At 42.3% G+C, this 16,825-nt stretch carries 15 protein-coding genes; 14 read left to right on the top strand and 1 reads right to left on the bottom strand.

Annotated features, from left to right (window positions below; all coding sequences use genetic code 11):
- The first annotated feature begins 33 nt into the window (after positions 1–33).
- The gene (locus PY092_RS10655) at positions 34–618 is read left to right on the top strand and encodes an RNA polymerase sigma factor (protein WP_121848283.1); all 585 of its coding nucleotides are present in this window, start codon (positions 34–36) and stop codon (positions 616–618) included.
- A 63-nt stretch (positions 619–681) separates the two neighbouring features.
- On the opposite strand, the gene PY092_RS10650 is transcribed toward PY092_RS10655, so the two are convergent.
- A complete protein-coding gene (locus PY092_RS10650) occupies positions 682–2,916 on the bottom strand; it encodes a TonB-dependent receptor family protein (protein ID WP_275615824.1) in 2,235 nt (744 codons plus the stop codon).
- 268 nt (positions 2,917–3,184) lie between these two features.
- Between PY092_RS10650 and PY092_RS10645 the strand changes: the two genes are divergently transcribed.
- The 13 genes from PY092_RS10645 to PY092_RS10585 all read left to right on the top strand — a co-directional run bounded on the left by PY092_RS10645 (position 3,185) and on the right by PY092_RS10585 (position 16,580).
- Positions 3,185–3,601, top strand: coding sequence for an HYC_CC_PP family protein (locus PY092_RS10645; RefSeq protein ID WP_414459867.1), 417 nt, complete (start codon positions 3,185–3,187; stop codon positions 3,599–3,601).
- A gap of 104 nt (positions 3,602–3,705) precedes the next feature.
- Positions 3,706–7,470: an efflux RND transporter permease subunit gene (locus PY092_RS10640; RefSeq protein WP_275615822.1), complete on the top strand. Its 3,765-nt coding sequence runs from the start codon at positions 3,706–3,708 to the stop codon at positions 7,468–7,470.
- Entirely contained in the window at positions 7,467–8,684 is a 1,218-nt protein-coding gene (locus PY092_RS10635) for a TolC family protein (RefSeq protein ID WP_275615821.1), read from the top strand. The genes PY092_RS10640 and PY092_RS10635 overlap by 4 nt, the downstream gene beginning before the upstream one ends.
- 75 nt (positions 8,685–8,759) lie before the next feature.
- Positions 8,760–11,216, top strand: coding sequence for a multicopper oxidase domain-containing protein (locus tag PY092_RS10630; protein WP_275615820.1), 2,457 nt, complete (start codon positions 8,760–8,762; stop codon positions 11,214–11,216).
- A 3-nt stretch (positions 11,217–11,219) separates the two neighbouring features.
- Positions 11,220–12,542, top strand: coding sequence for an APC family permease (locus tag PY092_RS10625; RefSeq protein ID WP_275615819.1), 1,323 nt, complete (start codon positions 11,220–11,222; stop codon positions 12,540–12,542).
- Positions 12,543–12,583: 41 nt separating this feature from the next.
- Positions 12,584–13,120: a hypothetical protein gene (locus tag PY092_RS10620; protein WP_275615818.1), complete on the top strand. Its 537-nt coding sequence runs from the start codon at positions 12,584–12,586 to the stop codon at positions 13,118–13,120.
- 57 nt (positions 13,121–13,177) lie between these two features.
- The gene (locus PY092_RS19680; RefSeq protein WP_313790220.1) at positions 13,178–13,369 is read left to right on the top strand and encodes an SHOCT domain-containing protein; all 192 of its coding nucleotides are present in this window, start codon (positions 13,178–13,180) and stop codon (positions 13,367–13,369) included.
- Between the two features lie 4 nt (positions 13,370–13,373).
- Positions 13,374–13,760 carry a DUF302 domain-containing protein gene (locus PY092_RS10610; protein ID WP_275615930.1) on the top strand — a complete coding sequence of 129 codons (387 nt, stop codon included), beginning with the start codon at positions 13,374–13,376 and terminating at the stop codon, positions 13,758–13,760.
- Between the two features lie 11 nt (positions 13,761–13,771).
- A complete protein-coding gene (locus tag PY092_RS10605) occupies positions 13,772–14,245 on the top strand; it encodes a DUF302 domain-containing protein (RefSeq protein ID WP_275615816.1) in 474 nt (157 codons plus the stop codon).
- Positions 14,246–14,266: 21 nt separating this feature from the next.
- Positions 14,267–14,896, top strand: a complete 630-nt coding sequence (locus tag PY092_RS10600; protein WP_275615815.1) for a DUF3347 domain-containing protein — start codon at positions 14,267–14,269, stop codon at positions 14,894–14,896.
- Positions 14,897–15,352, top strand: a complete 456-nt coding sequence (locus PY092_RS10595) for a heme-binding domain-containing protein (RefSeq protein WP_240467932.1) — start codon at positions 14,897–14,899, stop codon at positions 15,350–15,352.
- 16 nt (positions 15,353–15,368) lie between these two features.
- The gene (locus PY092_RS10590; protein WP_121848292.1) at positions 15,369–15,890 is read left to right on the top strand and encodes a DUF3347 domain-containing protein; all 522 of its coding nucleotides are present in this window, start codon (positions 15,369–15,371) and stop codon (positions 15,888–15,890) included.
- A gap of 150 nt (positions 15,891–16,040) precedes the next feature.
- Positions 16,041–16,580 carry a hypothetical protein gene (locus PY092_RS10585; protein WP_121848293.1) on the top strand — a complete coding sequence of 180 codons (540 nt, stop codon included), beginning with the start codon at positions 16,041–16,043 and terminating at the stop codon, positions 16,578–16,580.
- The last annotated feature ends 245 nt before the right edge of the window (positions 16,581–16,825 follow it).

Raw genomic sequence — 16,825 nt, 5'->3', positions numbered from 1 at the left:
ATAATATTGATTTTTTTTTTGTTAAAATAGCCTATGAATTCAAATAACTTGGATGAAAAAATTAAGGTTGAAGCAATCCAAAAAGGGGATAGGAAGGCTTTCAAAACAGTCATTGAGTCCTATTACAATGAAATCTACTGGTACGCAAAAAGTTTAAGCCGTAACGAAGCTTTGGCAAAAGATTTGGTGCAGGAAGCATTTTTCAAACTATGGAAGAAAAGGGATAATATAAAAAAGGGAACCATCGTAAAGGGATGGCTCTTCAAGTCTGTCCGAAACAATTTTTTGGACCATGTAAAAAAGTATAAGAAAGAAACTTATTTTTTCGAGACTACCTATGCCGAAACTTTGGACCATGTAATTGAAAGGGAATATCAAGAAGACTTAAAACATAAGGTGGAACTAGTTGAAAAAGAGATCGAACAGCTTCCCAAGAAATGCAACCAAGTATTTAAGTTAAGTAAGAAAGAAGGTCTAACCAATACTGAGATTGCGGAACATTTGGGTATCTCCATCAAAACGGTCGAAGGACATCTTACCAAAGCCCTCAAAATTTTAAGGGAAAAATTAAAAGAAAAAATTCAAGTGCTGTTTTTAATTCTTGGCCATGTGACGTAAAAAGGACAAATGTCCTTACATCGGTTTTCAATTGACATGGTCTAAAAATTATGATTCTTCCTTTTAAAGGCCATAGGTTATTGAAAAATTAACCCCGAATGGATGCCCAGGCCGTAGTCCGGCAGGAACCCTTGAAACCGCATAGGTGGTGTCAAACAAGTTAATGATATTGAAGGAAAAGGTAAAATGACTATTGTAGAAATAGCGTCCCGACATGTCAACGACAAAATTGGAATCCACCCTTAAATTTGTGGGAATGGTCCCTGTTCCTGCTTGTGTCCTGAATGCATCGATATAGCGTGCGCCCAGGTCGACAGCAAATTTTTTGTGCTTTAGGCCAAGGTTCAAATTGAACTGGTTCTTGGCGATATAGGGTATTTCATCACCAACCGAGACTTCCCCGAATATAGCGTTGGCACTGTCAAATGAACTAAGGAACTCGGTATCGGTCAAGGTATAGTTAAACGTTAACGGTAAGCGGACCTTTTCCGAGCTGTTGTTCAAAAGGTTATAGTTCAACGATACTTCTACACCGCTGACCCTGACCTCGCCAGCGTTGAATTGGTCCAAGCTGCCCGTACCACCTGTAGCCGCTAGGTCGCTCCCCAACAAGTTTTGATAGTCGTTATAGTAGCCTACCACTTCGCCTTGAATTCCATGATAATTGAAACGGGTACCCAATTCATAATTTATACTGCTTTCCGCATCTTGGCCTTCGGTATTGCCGGGAGGGGAAAACCCTTTGTGCACCCCGCCAAAAACGGAAAGATTTTCGGTAAAGGTATAATTTGCCCCTATTCCCGGTATCCAAACATCCACTTGGTTCTCACGTTCGGAAAGGTCCGTACCCGATCTCGTTGCATCGTTGGTACCGTAATTTATCCTGCCCAACGTAATATTCTCGTACCGAATACCCGGGGTCAATGTAAACCTGCCCAAATTTAGTTTGTACAAGGTATGCGCAGCAATTGCCTTTGCGTTGCTGATACGGTTGGCATCCGCCCCTTTGATGCCAACCGTTGTGCGTATTAGTTCATTGTTCTGAAAACCATACCTGTCTACCCATTGAAACCTATCCTCCTCATCCTCATGGTAGCGAATACCCAACTCCAGACTTTGCAGCCAATCAGCGCCCCAGCGCAAGCGGGCTATGGACTGTATTCCTTGGGAGGTATACCTCCTGTTATTCGCTTTTATGCCGAACACATCTTCCGGGGTATCCGTGTTTCCCAACAGGGAATTATATTCCATGGCATAGGTTTCCGGATCTGCGAGCACATTGTTTATGCCAACACGCTCCCCAAGATTTACATCGTCCAATTTATACCAGTTGCGCTTAAACTTGTTCACATATCCCGTGGTGGTAATGGACAGGGCCTGGGAAAGTTTAAGAAAATGTGTTAATTGGTATTGTTGGTGCTCCGCGTCCATCACATCTTCCGAGGATGCCCTGTATCTGCGATACGGATTTTCATTGAAATCGGCATCGGTCAACCCTAAATAGGTTTCATTGGCCCTTTCTTCGGAAAATTGGATTTTAAAGAGAAGGGATTGATAGACTTTGGCACCTTCATCGGTATTCATTCGAAACTTTGCCAAATAGTCCGATTTATCAAAACCCGTATTTCCCCCTCCGTCAATATTTTTAAAACCGTCTGAATTGTAGTTATAGTATTCGCTTACGAATCCGAAGTTCTTAAAACTATCGCCTATTACGATCTGTGTATTTTTTGAATTGAAGTTACCGGCCGATAAGGTCGCTCTTCCCGTAAACCGGTCCGGTATCCGGGTAGAGATCATATTGATAGCGCCACCCGTAGTATTTGGCCCGTACTGGACCTGACTACTTCCCTTCAATACTTCCACGGCCTGCATCCTTCCGATGGTGGGGAAATAATATGCGGCAGGGGCACTGTAGGGGGCGGGGGCTATAAGTACCCCATCTTCCATAAGATTGATTTTTGCACTACGTTCTGGGGAGGTACCCCTCAAACTGATATTGGGCCGTAATCCAAAACCGTCCTCCTCGTATATGTTGACCCCGGGTACGTTTCTCAATATCCTGTTAATATCGTTATAACTGAATTTTTGGAGTTCTTTCGCCGATATATAATTTGCGGAACCCGTTCTGTTCATGGCTTCAAATTTACTCCCTAGAATTGCACTTCCATTGACTATGACCTCGTTTAGGATTTCCGTTTTCAGGGCAGTTGAATCTTTGCCATCATTGCTTTCCTGGGATAACCCTAAATTCGCCGTCAGGAGCATTGTTGAAAATACAGTTAAAAGCCATCGCATATTATACTTATTTAGATTGAATAAAAATAAAGTGCAAACGTAGTACATTTTTTGATTTGACACAATCTTATTGAGAAAGATTCTAAATAATTTTCTAATTTCGGTATGCCTATAACTTAACTGCTTTATGCTTTAGTTATGATAATTGTCATGTATTTTCAAAAGGCAAACAATTAGCTTTGCATATCATAGAATCCGACTAATTTTAGTTCTAAAATTTTGTTAAACGAAATCCCCATGTTAAAATTTTTGTAGCTTTGCAAAACTCATGAAAAGTATTTTTCATAAAATAACGTCTTTTACCATGGCACTATTAGTGCTGTTCTCAACCTTCTCTTTTTCGGTTGCGCAACACTATTGTGGGGATGTTCTGGTTGATTATTCTTTCATGGGCCATGCAGAATCTTGCGACATGGAAGTTCAGGAGACAGCAGAGTTACCAGAGTGCAATTTGGTCAAAGCCGATTGCTGTAGCGATGAAGTCCTTACCGTTGATGGTCAGAACGACTTAAAAGTATCGTTTGAAAAATTAAGCTTTGAACAACAACAGTTTGTTGCCAGCTTCATCTACACCTATCTTAATCTTTACGAAGGACTACCTGAAAACATAGTCCCGTTTAGTGATTACCCCCCTCCACTTTTGGTCAAGGATATACAGATCCTAGATCAGATTTTCCTCATTTGATTTTTAAGTAATAGCATTTTACAGCCCGACTAATAGCAGTTTAGGGCTTATCCTGTTTTCGTTGGTTTCCGGCCAGCACTTCTAATTACTTAATCATCAATGTCATGCTGAATAAAAGCATCAAATTCCTTATCGAAAATAAATTGGTAGCCGTTTTGCTCCTAGTCCTTTTTGTAGGCTGGGGAACCGTAAACGCCCCTTTCGAGTGGAGCACTGGCTCATTACCAAGAAACCCTGTTGCCGTAGATGCCATACCTGACATCGGAGAAAACCAGCAGATTGTTTTTACCAAATGGGACGGTCGTTCCCCACAAGATATCGAGGATCAAATTACCTACCCATTGACAACCTCACTCTTGGGAATACCAGGGGTTAGGACCATCCGTAGCTCCTCCATGTTCGGATTTTCAAGTATCTATATCATATTTGAAGAGGACATCGAATTCTATTGGAGCCGCAGTCGTATCCTTGAAAAATTGAATTCATTGCCGAGCGGTTTACTGCCCGATGGGGTCAACCCTGCATTGGGGCCGGATGCCACGGGACTTGGACAAATCTACTGGTACACTTTGGAGGGACGCGATGAGAAAGGAAATGTCACAGGCGGCTGGGATTTACAGGAGCTTAGAAGTATTCAGGATTTTTATGTTAAATATGCCCTATCGTCAGCAAGCGGTGTTTCAGAGGTGGCCTCTATAGGGGGTTATGTACTCGAATATCAGGTAGATGTAAACCCCGAACTGATGAAGCAATATGGTATTGGGCTACAGCAGGTGGTAAAAGCGGTAAAACAAAGTAACCGTGATATTGGGGCACAGACCTTGGAAATTAATCAGGCCGAATATCTCATTCGCGGGCTTGGGTATGTGAAGTCCATCGAGGATCTACAGAATGCAGTCGTTACCTCTGAGGATTACACGTCCATTCGCTTAAAGGACATTGCGAATGTTTCTTACGGACCGGCCACACGGCGCGGCATATTGGATAAGGAGGGTGCAGAAGTTGTCGGGGGGGTAGTGGTCGCACGGTATGGTGCCAATCCCATGGAAGTCATCAATAATGTCAAAGATCAAATCAATGATTTAAGTGCCGGACTGCCCTCAAAAGTACTTGAAGACGGCAGAACATCTCAACTTACCATTGTTCCTTTTTACGATAGGACCGAACTTATTCAAGAAACGCTGGGTACGCTCAATGAAGCCCTGACCTTGGAAATCTTGATTACTATTTTAGTTATCATCATCATGGTCTTCAATTTAAGGGCATCCATCCTGATATCGGGACTGTTGCCGGTTGCGGTGCTAATGGTGTTTATTGCTATGAAGCTATTCAATGTGGATGCGAACATCGTGGCACTTTCGGGTATAGCCATCGCCATCGGAACTATGGTGGATGTAGGGGTCATCCTCTCGGAAAACGTCATACGGCATTTAGACGAAAATGAAGAGGGCGTGCCTATTAATACCGTTGTCTACAATGCCACGGCAGAGGTATCAGGGGCCATATTGACCGCCGTGATGACCACTATCATCAGTTTTATTCCGGTATTTACGATGATCGGGGCCGAAGGAAAATTGTTCAGACCCTTGGCTTTTACAAAAACCTTTGCCCTTACCGCATCCATTATTGTAGCCTTATTTTTGATACCACCATTTGCCGCCTTTCTATTTAGAAAAAAAAGTATAAAGAAAACTACTGGATACGCCGTTAATGGAATATTGATACTTCTAGGGATTATAGCCCTTGTTTATGGCTTTTTATTAGGATTTATATTGATTGCCTTCGGTATCGTAGGCTTGCTAAAAAATCAGGAATTGGCATCACGTATTTCCACTGGATTTTCGCTTTCCGAAGAACGAGCCAATCTTATCAATATCATTATTTCGGCCTTTACCATTGTTTTTGTTTTGGCGGAATACTGGAGACCGCTCGGTCTCGATAAGAGTATTTTTTGGAACCTGATTTTTGTTTCGCTTATATGTTTCGGACTACTGGGCTTCTTTACCATATTCCGGAACTATTATACAAGGATACTTCGCTGGGCATTACGGAATAAACTGATATTTCTTTCCATACCCACCGCCATTGTGATATTCGGGGTAATGATTATGCGCAATACGGGCAAGGAGTTTATGCCTTCATTGAACGAAGGTTCGTTTTTGTTGATGCCTACCTCCCTTCCGCACGCCGGTGTCGAAGAGAACAAACGGGTATTGCAGCAACTGGATATGGCTGTAGCCAGTATTCCTGAAATAGCAACGATAGTCGGCAAATCCGGTAGAACCGAATCCGCATTGGATCCGGCGCCCTTGTCGATGTATGAGAACGTCATCCAGTACAAGCCAGAATACATGTTGAACGAGAACAGGGAGCGCCAACGGTTCAAGGTCAATGAAGATGGCCTCTTCGAACTCAGGGACGGCACCTTTGTGACCAATCCGAACATGGTTGTAGATGATGAAGGAAATTACGATGAATCTGCCATAGTTTCTGCATTCTCTCTTAAACAAAAGGATTTGATTCCCGACGATGATGGGGAATATTTTAGAAACTGGCGGCCTGAAATTGAATCCCCCGATGATATTTGGAACGAGATTGTGCGTGTAACGAAACTTCCAGGCGTTACATCCGCGCCCAAACTGCAACCTATTGAAACCCGCTTAGTCATGTTGCAGACCGGCATGCGTGCGCCCATGGGTATCAAGGTAAAAGGGCAAGATTTAAAGGAAATAGAAGCCTTTGGCCTCAAGCTGGAGGACATTTTAAAGGAGGCCGAGGGGGTCAAGGATGAAGCCGTGTTTGCCGATCGAATTGTCGGAAAGCCTTATTTGCTTATAGATATCAACAGGGAGCGTTTGGCACGATACGGCATTACCATTGAAGATGTGCAAAGCGTGTTGCAAGTAGCGGTTGGCGGCATGGTGCTTACCCAAACTGTTGAAGGCCGTGAGCGTTATGGAGTTCGGGTACGGTATCCAAGGGAATTGCGAGAGAATCCAGCGGACTTGGAGAATATTTATGTTCCCGTTGCCAAGGGAAGCCCGGTTCCTTTGAGCGAGTTGGTTACCATTCGATATGAAAAGGGACCACAGGTCATCAAGAGCGAAGACACCTTTTTGGTGGGTTATGTACTGTTCGATAAGTTGGACGGTTTTGCCGAAGTCGAGGTGGTCGAGAATGCACAGGCCCTGATACAAGAAAAAATAGATAATGGAGAATTGGTGGTTCCCAAGGGTATCAATTATTTGTTTACCGGTACCTATGAAAACCAGCTGCGTGCGGAAAAAACCTTATCGGTCGTAGTACCGTTGGCATTGGCCATCATATTCTTGATTCTTTATTTCCAATTCCGTTCAGTAGGTACCTCATTGATGGTGTTTACCGGGATTGCTGTTGCCTTTGCCGGAGGTTTTCTGATGATTTGGTTCTACGGTCAGGATTGGTTCCTGAACTTCAACTTTTTCGGGGAAAACCTACGAGACCTCTTCCAGATGCATACTATTAACCTGAGTGTTGCCGTATGGGTCGGGTTTATTGCCCTCTTTGGTATCGCTACGGATGACGGCGTGGTCATGGCCACCTACCTGACCCAAACTTTTGATAGAAACAAGCCCGATTCCCTTGTATCCGTTAGGGATTCGGTTGTCGAAGCTGGTGAAAAACGTATCCGTCCGTGTTTGATGACGACCGCAACCACTATTCTGGCACTGCTTCCGGTATTGACATCCACCGGCCGTGGTAGCGATATTATGATACCGATGGCGATCCCTTCTTTCGGGGGAATGCTTATCGCCTTGATTACCCTATTTGTTGTTCCAGTGTTGTACAGTTGGAAGGCCGAGTTTCAATTAAAAAGAATGTCCAAATGAAGAAATACCTATACATATTGATCGGAATAGTATCCATCGCTTCCATGAACGGACAGGAGCTGGAAAGCCTTATCCAACAGGCCGAACTCAACAATCCGGAAATCCAGGCTTTTGAGCTGCGGTACAATATTGCCTCCGAAAGAGTGAACGAGGTCAATACTTTGCCAAATACGGAGGTAAGTGCCGGACTTTTCGTAAGCGAACCCGAAACACGGACCGGAGCACAGAAAGCACGGTTCTCGGCAAAACAGATGATTCCGTGGTTCGGTACCATTACCGCCCGTGAAAATTATGCAAGTTCATTGGCCGATGCCCAATATGAAGAGCTGGTCATTGTCAAAAGGAAATTGGCGTTGTCGGTATCTCAGTCCTATTACCGATTATTCTCGATAAGGGCGAAGCAAAGCGTTTTGGACGAGAATATTGAATTGCTGGAAACCTATGAACGATTGGCCTTGACCTCGGTAGAAGTTGGTAATGCCTCCGCAGTAGATGTGCTGCGCTTGCAGATTCGGCAGAACGAACTGGTTCAGCAAAAAGAAGTTTTGGAACAGGAGTATCTGGCCGAACAAACGCTGTTCAACAATCTATTGAATAGGGACGAACAGACCCAAGTCGAAGTTTACGAAGGGCTTACGGTACCGGAACAAGACCCGATAACGGAAGAAGGAAGCCTTGACCTGCATCCTGAACTTTTAAAGTATGACAAGTTGTACGAGTCGGTCGAACAATCCGAAATCTTGAACCAAAAAGAAGCGTTACCGGACCTTGGCTTCGGATTGGATTACATACCCGTCGCCGAAAGGCCCGATATGTCTTTTGATGATAACGGGAAGGATATTATAATGCCCATGGTATCGGTATCCATCCCGATATTCAACAATAAATACAAATCGATATCCCACCAGAACAAGCTCAGGCAACAAGAAATAACCGCCCAAAAGCAAGAACGAAGAAACAAACTCGAAACACTTTTGAGCGAGGCCATTAACAACAGAATGGCCGCCAGGATTCGTTTCAGGACCCAAACAAAAAATATCGGACAGGCCAAGGATGGGGAGGAAATCCTTATCAAAAGCTACGAGACCGGTACCATCGATTTTAACGATGTGCTCGATATTCAAGAGCTTCAGCTTAGGTTTCAAATCAATCGAATCGAATCCATCAAGGGCTACTATGTGCAGTCGGCCATTATCAATTATCTAAGGAGCTAAGATCAATATAGATAAGAGCAAGATGTATCGATTGAATTTAATAAAATAGTCTAGTATAAATAAAAAAATAGAATTATGATCAGAAAAATTACAGTGTTGTTGGTACTTCTCATTTCATGCGCAGGTGTTGCCCAAGTAGGGACCAACGGTCAGGATAGAAAGGAAGAAGGGCGACCTGTTAAGGAATATAACCTTACCATTGAAGAAAACAAAATGACGCTTGGTGGTGTTACTGCGAATGCAATGACCATCAATGGCAGTATTCCAGGACCGGTCTTGGAATTTACCGAAGGCGACCTGGCCTTCATCAACGTAACCAATAAAATGAACGTTGAAACATCGGTACACTGGCACGGCTTGATACTCCCCAATTTTTATGATGGGGTTCCCTATTTGACTACCCCACCCATCGAACCGGGAACGACTTTCCAATACAGAATTCCGATTAATCAATCGGGTACATATTGGTACCATTCCCATACGATGCTACAAGAACAGAAAGGTGTGTATGGTTCCATTATGATTCAGCCCAAGGAAAAAACCTTGGATTATGATAAAGATCTGGTGGTAGTGCTCTCTGACTGGACCAACGAAAAACCGATGAACGTACTGCGTAACCTAAAAAGGGGAAACGAATGGTATCAGGTAAAAAAAGGTACAGCGGTCCCTTTGGGCAGGGTCATCAAAGAAGGTGCATTTGGCGCACAGCTTAAATTCTGGAGAGACCGTATGGAAGGCGCTGATATTGCCGATATCTATTATCCGGCATTTCTGACCAACGGGAAATCGTTGGCAGAATATCCCGAATTCAAGCCAGGAGAAAAGGTGCGGCTTCGCTTTATCAACGCTTCGGCCTCTACCTATTATTGGATGGATTTTGGTGGAGGTAACCCAATGGTGGTTTCCGGCGATGGTATTGATGTGCAACCCGTATCCAAAAGCCGATTTCTATTTGGCGTTGCCGAAACCTATGATGTAATCATCACCATACCTGACGGCACTTTGGAAGTTACGGCAACGGCACAAGATGGCTCCGGGCATACCTCATTGCGTTTGGGAAAGGGAACTCTTTATCCTGCGAAAACGATTGACAGACCGGACAAAGTGGCGATGATGAAGCAAATGGCCAAAATGGATATGAAAATGGGAGCACCTGCAATGGTGGGAAACAAAAAGAAGAACACGCCCGAAATTTTAATGCAGAAGTATGGGATGAAGATGGATATGAAAGACGGTCAGATGAATATGGGGATGAACGATAAGATGTCAATGAATAAAGGCAAAATGGACGATAAGATGAAAACGGATGACCAAAAACCTATGGATATGAATGACAATCATATGCAAATGGAGATGCACAAAAAGATGGACGGTATGAAGGGAATGAACCCGCCTGCCGGACGGGCAGGAATGGACTCGATGTCAATGGACCATAACGGAGAATCTAATAAAATGAAAGGCCATATGAATCACAATATGCCCAAGATGCAGAAGGATACTTCTTCATTTGATTACGACACTCGTAAAACTTATTTCAACTACGACTTTTTAAGGGCAAAGGAGAATACCACCTACAAAGCTGATTTGCCGGTAAACGACATACTGTTGAACCTAACGGGAAATATGCAGCGCTATGTATGGAGTATGAACGGCGTACCCCTTTCAGAAACCGATAAAATAAAAATCAAGGGGGGCGAAGTAACTCGGATTACGCTCAACAACCTTACGATGATGCACCACCCAATGCACCTGCACGGGCATTATTTTAGGGTCATCAACGAAAATGGCGAACGTTCCCCATTAAAGCATACGGTAAATGTACCACCTATGCAGAAAGTGGTCATAGAGTTCTATAATGAAGAGTATGGCGATTGGTTCTTTCACTGCCACATACTGTATCATATGATGGGCGGTATGGCAAGGGTTTTCAGTTACGATACGCCAAGAGACGAAAGAATGAAGGATTATCCTGTTCAGAAACTTATTGATGAAACAGACCATTATTATTCTTGGGGAAGAGCGCGTTTAGGTTCAAATTTCAATGAGCTTAATCTTATATCGAGTAATATCCGCAATGAATTTGGCCTACGTGCCGAATTTGACTACGACCAAAATGCCGAAATAGAAGTGAATTATAATAGATACCTGAATGATTGGGTACGTGTGTATGCAGGAGTAAATACCGAAACTTCAACACCGGATTCTTATGATACATTTAATACCGTAGGATTGGTCGGTGTAAAATATTTTACGCCATATAGATTTAATGTAGATGTGAGTATGGACCATCAGCTACGCCCAAGAATACGTCTGGACAGAGAATTATTGATTTTTCCTAGAGTTTTTCTGGAAGGCGAATACGAATACAGAGCTGACTTTGGATGGGTAAATGATTTGGAGAACAACAAATCCTTTGAAAGTGAAACACAATGGTTGGTAGGGGTTGCGTACATTCTTTCCCGTAATTTTTCAATCCAAGGCAATTATAACAACCGATACGGTTGGGGTGGCGGACTTTTGGTAAGATTTTAATTAATGGAAGGATATAAAAAAAATAGCTTGAGTTTGACCGGTGCCGTATCCCTGGGTACGGGGGTAATGATCGGTGCCGGTATTTTTGCCCTGTTGGGTCAGGTAGCAGAACTATCGGGTCAATGGTTTCCTATTGCGTTTTTGGTAGGGGCCATTATCTCGGGCTTTAGTGCCTACTCTTATATTAAATTATCGAATGCTTATCCATCTGCAGGAGGGATTGCCACCTATCTGAAAAAGATTTATGGTAAAGGGGCGTTTACGGCATCCGGGGCTTTGCTAATGGCTTTTTCCATGGTTATCAACGAGAGTTTGGTTGCACGTACCTTCGGTTCGTACACCTTGCAATTGTTCGATGTTGGCGACAATAGTGTATGGGTTCCTATTTTGGGGGTCGTACTGTTGATTACGGCGTTCTTGATCAATATTTCGGGAAACAACGTTATCGGCAAATCATCGTTAGTGATGGCCATCCTGAAAATAGGAGGCATTTCCATTTTTGCGATAGGCGGTCTGTGGGCCGCGGGATTCTCTTTTTCAGAAGTAGTCCCCTCTAGCAGTTTGTCCGAGTATCCAGTCTCCAGCTATTTAGGGGCCTTGGCATTATCCATCTTGGCCTACAAAGGCTTCACGACCATAACCAATAGCGGTGGGGAAATTATCAAACCTAATAAAAATGTTGGAAGGGCAATAATTATTTCACTGGCCATTTGTACCCTTATCTACCTTTTGGTCGCTTTTGCGGTTTCCTCCAACCTTTCCATAGAAGAAATCATACGGGCCAAGGACTATTCCTTGGCGGAGGCCTCCAAACCTGCCTTTAGCAAGTACGGGCTTTGGTTTACGGTAGGTATTGCCATTGTTGCCACAATTTCAGGGGTTATTGCCAGTGTTTTTGCCGTTTCAAGAATGACGGCTATGTTGACGGACATGGATTTGATTCCCCATAACCATTTTGGAATGCCAGGAGGCATACAAAAGCATATGCTTGTCTACACGGTAGTCTCGGCAATTGCATTGACCGTTCTTTTTGATTTGACAAGAATTGCATCTTTAGGGGCCATACTCTATTTGCTCATGGATATTGGAATCCATTGGGGTATTTTGAAAAACCTACGAAAAGAAATACGGGCGAATGCTGCAATAATCGGTGCCGCTATTATACTTGACCTTATTGTTCTGGGAGCTTTTTTATGGATTAAAATATCCAGTGATCTGTTGGTAGTGGTTGTAGCGGTCGTGCTTACAATACTCGTTTTTACCGGGGAAAAATGGTTTTTAAAAAGAAATGGCAACGATGAAAAAGTAGAAAAAACAAATGATTGATTAACCTAAAAAATGAAAAGATGAAAACAAAAATGATTTTAATGACAATCGGATTAGTAGCAACGATGGTAGGCTGTAAATCAACTTTCAATGCCTCCGAGACCATGCAGGTAGATGAAAATAGAAATGCCATCTATCAAGAGATCATCTCAAATCCAGTTCAGTTTACCAATTTTATCAGTGAGGCAAGAAAGAACGAAGAGGCCAAAAAAATACTGATGAAGGGCCACATGGAACAGATGGAATCTGGGGATATGAAAATGATGATGGACAAAAATCCCGAAATGAAAGAAAAAATGCAGGCCCATATGCAGAAGATGATGGAGAAGAATCCTGAAATGAAGGAAAAGATGCAGTCCAAAATGCTCGATAAGATGATGGAGAGTGAAAAGGGCCGTAAGATGTTGATGGAAAAAATGCACAAAAACGAAATGATGAAAAAACAGATGAAGGAAAGAATGAAAAATGTGATGGATGAGAATCCTGATATGATGGAAGAAATGATGCAGAAAATGATGGAAAAAAATCCAGAGATGATGAAAAAGATGAAAGAAAAAATGAAAAATAAGGGAGCGTAAGCCCACGAATACTGAGTTGGATTGAAAACAGAAAATAACTATTGAAATTCTACAATTATGATGATGTGGTGGTGGGTATTGATACCGGTCATTTTGGTGTTGGCCTTTTTTATGTATAACGGACGAAATAGTAGAGGTTCCAGGACTAAGGAAAATCCTATGGAAATTCTAGACAATCGATTCGCCAAAGGCGAACTATCCAAAAAAGAATACGAAGAACAAAAACGAACTATTAACTCTAAAAAATAAAATGATGGAATATTATTTCAACAAGACCCTTAACGAAGACTTTGATAAGGTAATCGAGAGGGTAACGGAAGAACTGAAAAAAGAGGGTTTTGGCATCTTGACCGAAATCGATGTCAAGGAAACCCTGAAAAAGAAACTGGATGTTGATTTTAAAAAGTACAAGATCCTCGGTGCCTGCAATCCGCCCTATGCCCATAAGGCACTAGAAGCCGAAGATAAGATAGGTACCATGTTGCCTTGCAATGTAATCGTGCAGGACGTATCGAAAGGGAATGTAGAGGTGGCGGCGGTAAATCCAATGGCTTCAATGCAAGCAGTCGACAATGAAATATTGGCTGAAATCGCAAGTGATATTACCGCCAAATTGGAAAATGTGATCGAGAAACTTTAGAAGGGAGAAATATGGAAAATAATAAGGGTAAAAGCGAATGGGTCTCGCAACAAAATTATTCAGAAAGTCAGAGTACCCCCTATTGCATTACGCGGAGGTACGGTAGTTTGACATTTGAGGAAATCGTACAAAACGTAAAAAATGGCATTAAAAAGTTAGGTCTTGACCTTGTTGGTGAATTTGACGTGCGCGAGTATCTCAGTTCAGATATGGAAAAGATGCCTCGGCACCTCATTCTAATGGTATGTGAAAAAGAAACTGCATTAAAACTGATTTCAAATGATATTCAAATGAGCGTTCTTTTTCCGTGCAATGTAACCATTAAGGAAGTGGAAAATAATACGATTATCGAAGTGTCGATAGAAGATACAGATTCGACTTGGTCTTCCGCAAAGAAAAAAGAAATAATAGAGGTGGCCAAAAACACAAAGAACATCTTGAAAAAATTGCTCGACACTATTGAACAGCAAAATGTAAAACTATAATTAACATCAAATTCAACAATCATGAGAAAATCAAATGTAACAACTGGAATTTTGGCCATGGCAATCATAACCCTATTGGCCACATCTTGCAAAGACAAGAAAAAAGTGCAGGAAAACCAAGAAGGTCACCAAACAGAACAAATGGAGGACAGCGGCCATATGGATGGCGCTATGGAAGACCATTCGCAAATGGACCATGACAACATGAATCATGGCGAAATGGCAATGATGTCATCTGAAGTCATCGCTGACTATCTGACGCTAAAGAATGCTCTTGTGTCCGATGACAAAGATGGGGCCGCAAAGGCAGGGGAAAAGCTTGAAGGCAGCCTAAAGAACCTCGATACGAGCAAATTCAGTGATGAACAGCAAGATGAGTTGAAAGACATTATTGAAGATGCCACCGAACATGCAGAACATATCGCGAAAAGTGACATCGGGCACCAGCGTGAACATTTTGATGTCTTGAGCAAAGATGTCATTGACCTTTTGGCGATCACAGGTTCAGATCGAACACTTTATCAGGCCTATTGCCCCATGTACAATAACAACAAAGGAGCGCAATGGTTGAGTGCTACCAAGGAAATAAAAAATCCGTATTACGGCGCAAAAATGATGAGCTGCGGTAGTGTACAAAAGGAAATCAACTAAGTGAAGAAAAGTGTAAAAATCATAGTGCTTGTGCTTTTGGTCGGGTTTGTGGGGATACAGTTTTTTTCCACTTCCCGAAACCAAAGCGACACAATACCAAAAACTGATTTTATGCTGGTAAACGATGTGCCGAAACAAGTGGAGAACATCATCAAGACCTCTTGCTACGATTGCCATAGCAACAACACGGATTATCCTTGGTACAACAAAGTGCAACCCGTTGCCTGGTTTTTGGAGGATCATGTTACCCATGGCAAGGAAGAATTGAATTTTAACGAATGGGCCGATTATTCAAACAGAAGAAAGAATAGCAAGTTAAAATCGATCATAAGTCAGATAGAAAATGGAGAAATGCCCCTTTGGTCTTATACACTAATTCATAGGGAAGCAAAACTTTCGGAGGACAAGAGGAAAACCGTTCTCGATTGGGTTTCAAAATTAAAGGACAGTTTATAAACTAAAAATTCAACAAATGAAGAATTTAAAACATGGTGTAGTAACCCTGCTCATGTTGGGGACTACAATGGGCTACGCACAGCACAAAATAGAACTGAACCATGACCATAGCAAGATGGAGATGAAAGTGGTCGAGTTGGAATTTAACGACAAGAACATCGCCAATGCCTACGAACATTACGAGCACATTAAAAATGACTTGGTCGGTTCCAATTCGGGCGATGCCCAAAAGGGAGCGGTAATGTTGAACGAAGCACTTGAAAAAGTCGAGGGTTCCGATGCGGCATTATCGGCCTCGCAAAAAATCGCTGCTACCGACAATTTAGAGAGACAGCGAAAGGCTTTTTCCGATTTGAGCAATGAAATAGAAACCTTGTTGAAAGGAACTGTTACATCGGGGAAAATCTATAAGGATTTCTGCCCTATGGCCTTGAACGGGGGTGCGTATTGGTTATCCGCCATTAAAGACATCCGCAACCCGTATTATGGGGCAAAAATGCTCAGCTGCGGAAAAGTGACGGCCGTAATAGAGAAGTAAAACCTGATTGGGGAGGTTGAATATAGTTAATGGTTAGTGTTTAAAATGCTTACCCTTTTCAGGTATTAATAGTTGAATGTTGCTGAGTACAGCTTTATGAGTATTAAAAAAATAAAATGCAAAAAAAGATTTAACGTAAGCAAAACCTAAATGGAAGCATTAAGCCTTGACATTTTTGTAGTACCAACCATTGTGCTGACCTCGGTCGTTCTGCTATATCTCTATTTTGCCAAACAGGTACGGGACAAAAAAAATTATAACAACTATATCATCGGTATTGCAGTAATAGCGTTTTCGTTCAATTTTATCTGGGAGCTGGCGCAAGGTCCGCTCTATGAAGGTTTTGAATACGATTGGCAACATATATCGTTTTGTGCCCTCGCATCTGTAGCTGATATGTTGATGGTGCTTATCCTGCTTTTCGGATTTGGTTTGGTATATAAAAATGTCTTTTGGACAAGGTCAATGGGTATCAATAAAATATTCCCGTTGATTTTTATCGGAAGTGCTGGTGCAATTTTGGGAGAAATTTGGCATACCTCACGTGGCGATTGGGCTTATGCAGAGGCAATGCCTATTGTACCATGGGTTAATGTGGGACTGTCGCCACTATTACAATTTGCCGTGTTGCCCTATTTAATTTTTGTGATTGGAAAAAACTTTATAAACGAAGTGAATTTGGAAAAGTAAATCTGGGTCGGTCGGGAATGTGTTTTTATTGGTTAGTTATTTAGTGTATTTCCTGACCGCCCTGATTTTTTTAATGAAGAAAAAGTCCTGTTATGGGAAGGGAAATTTGGTTGATTTAGTGTTTAACGCCCTTCCCTTGACAGGCACAATAAACAGAATTAGGATTGAAATGAAAGATTGTTGTAAAAATGGCCCGGAAAAGTCAGGGAAACAAGGTTGGGAAAAGTGGTTCAACTATACCATTT

Origin of the sequence: Flagellimonas yonaguniensis (genome assembly GCF_029193885.1) — a bacterium.
Lineage (GTDB): Bacteria > Bacteroidota > Bacteroidia > Flavobacteriales > Flavobacteriaceae > Flagellimonas > Flagellimonas yonaguniensis.
The sequence above is the reverse complement of the archived record's forward strand: the minus strand, read 5'-3'. Positions and strand labels throughout refer to the sequence as shown.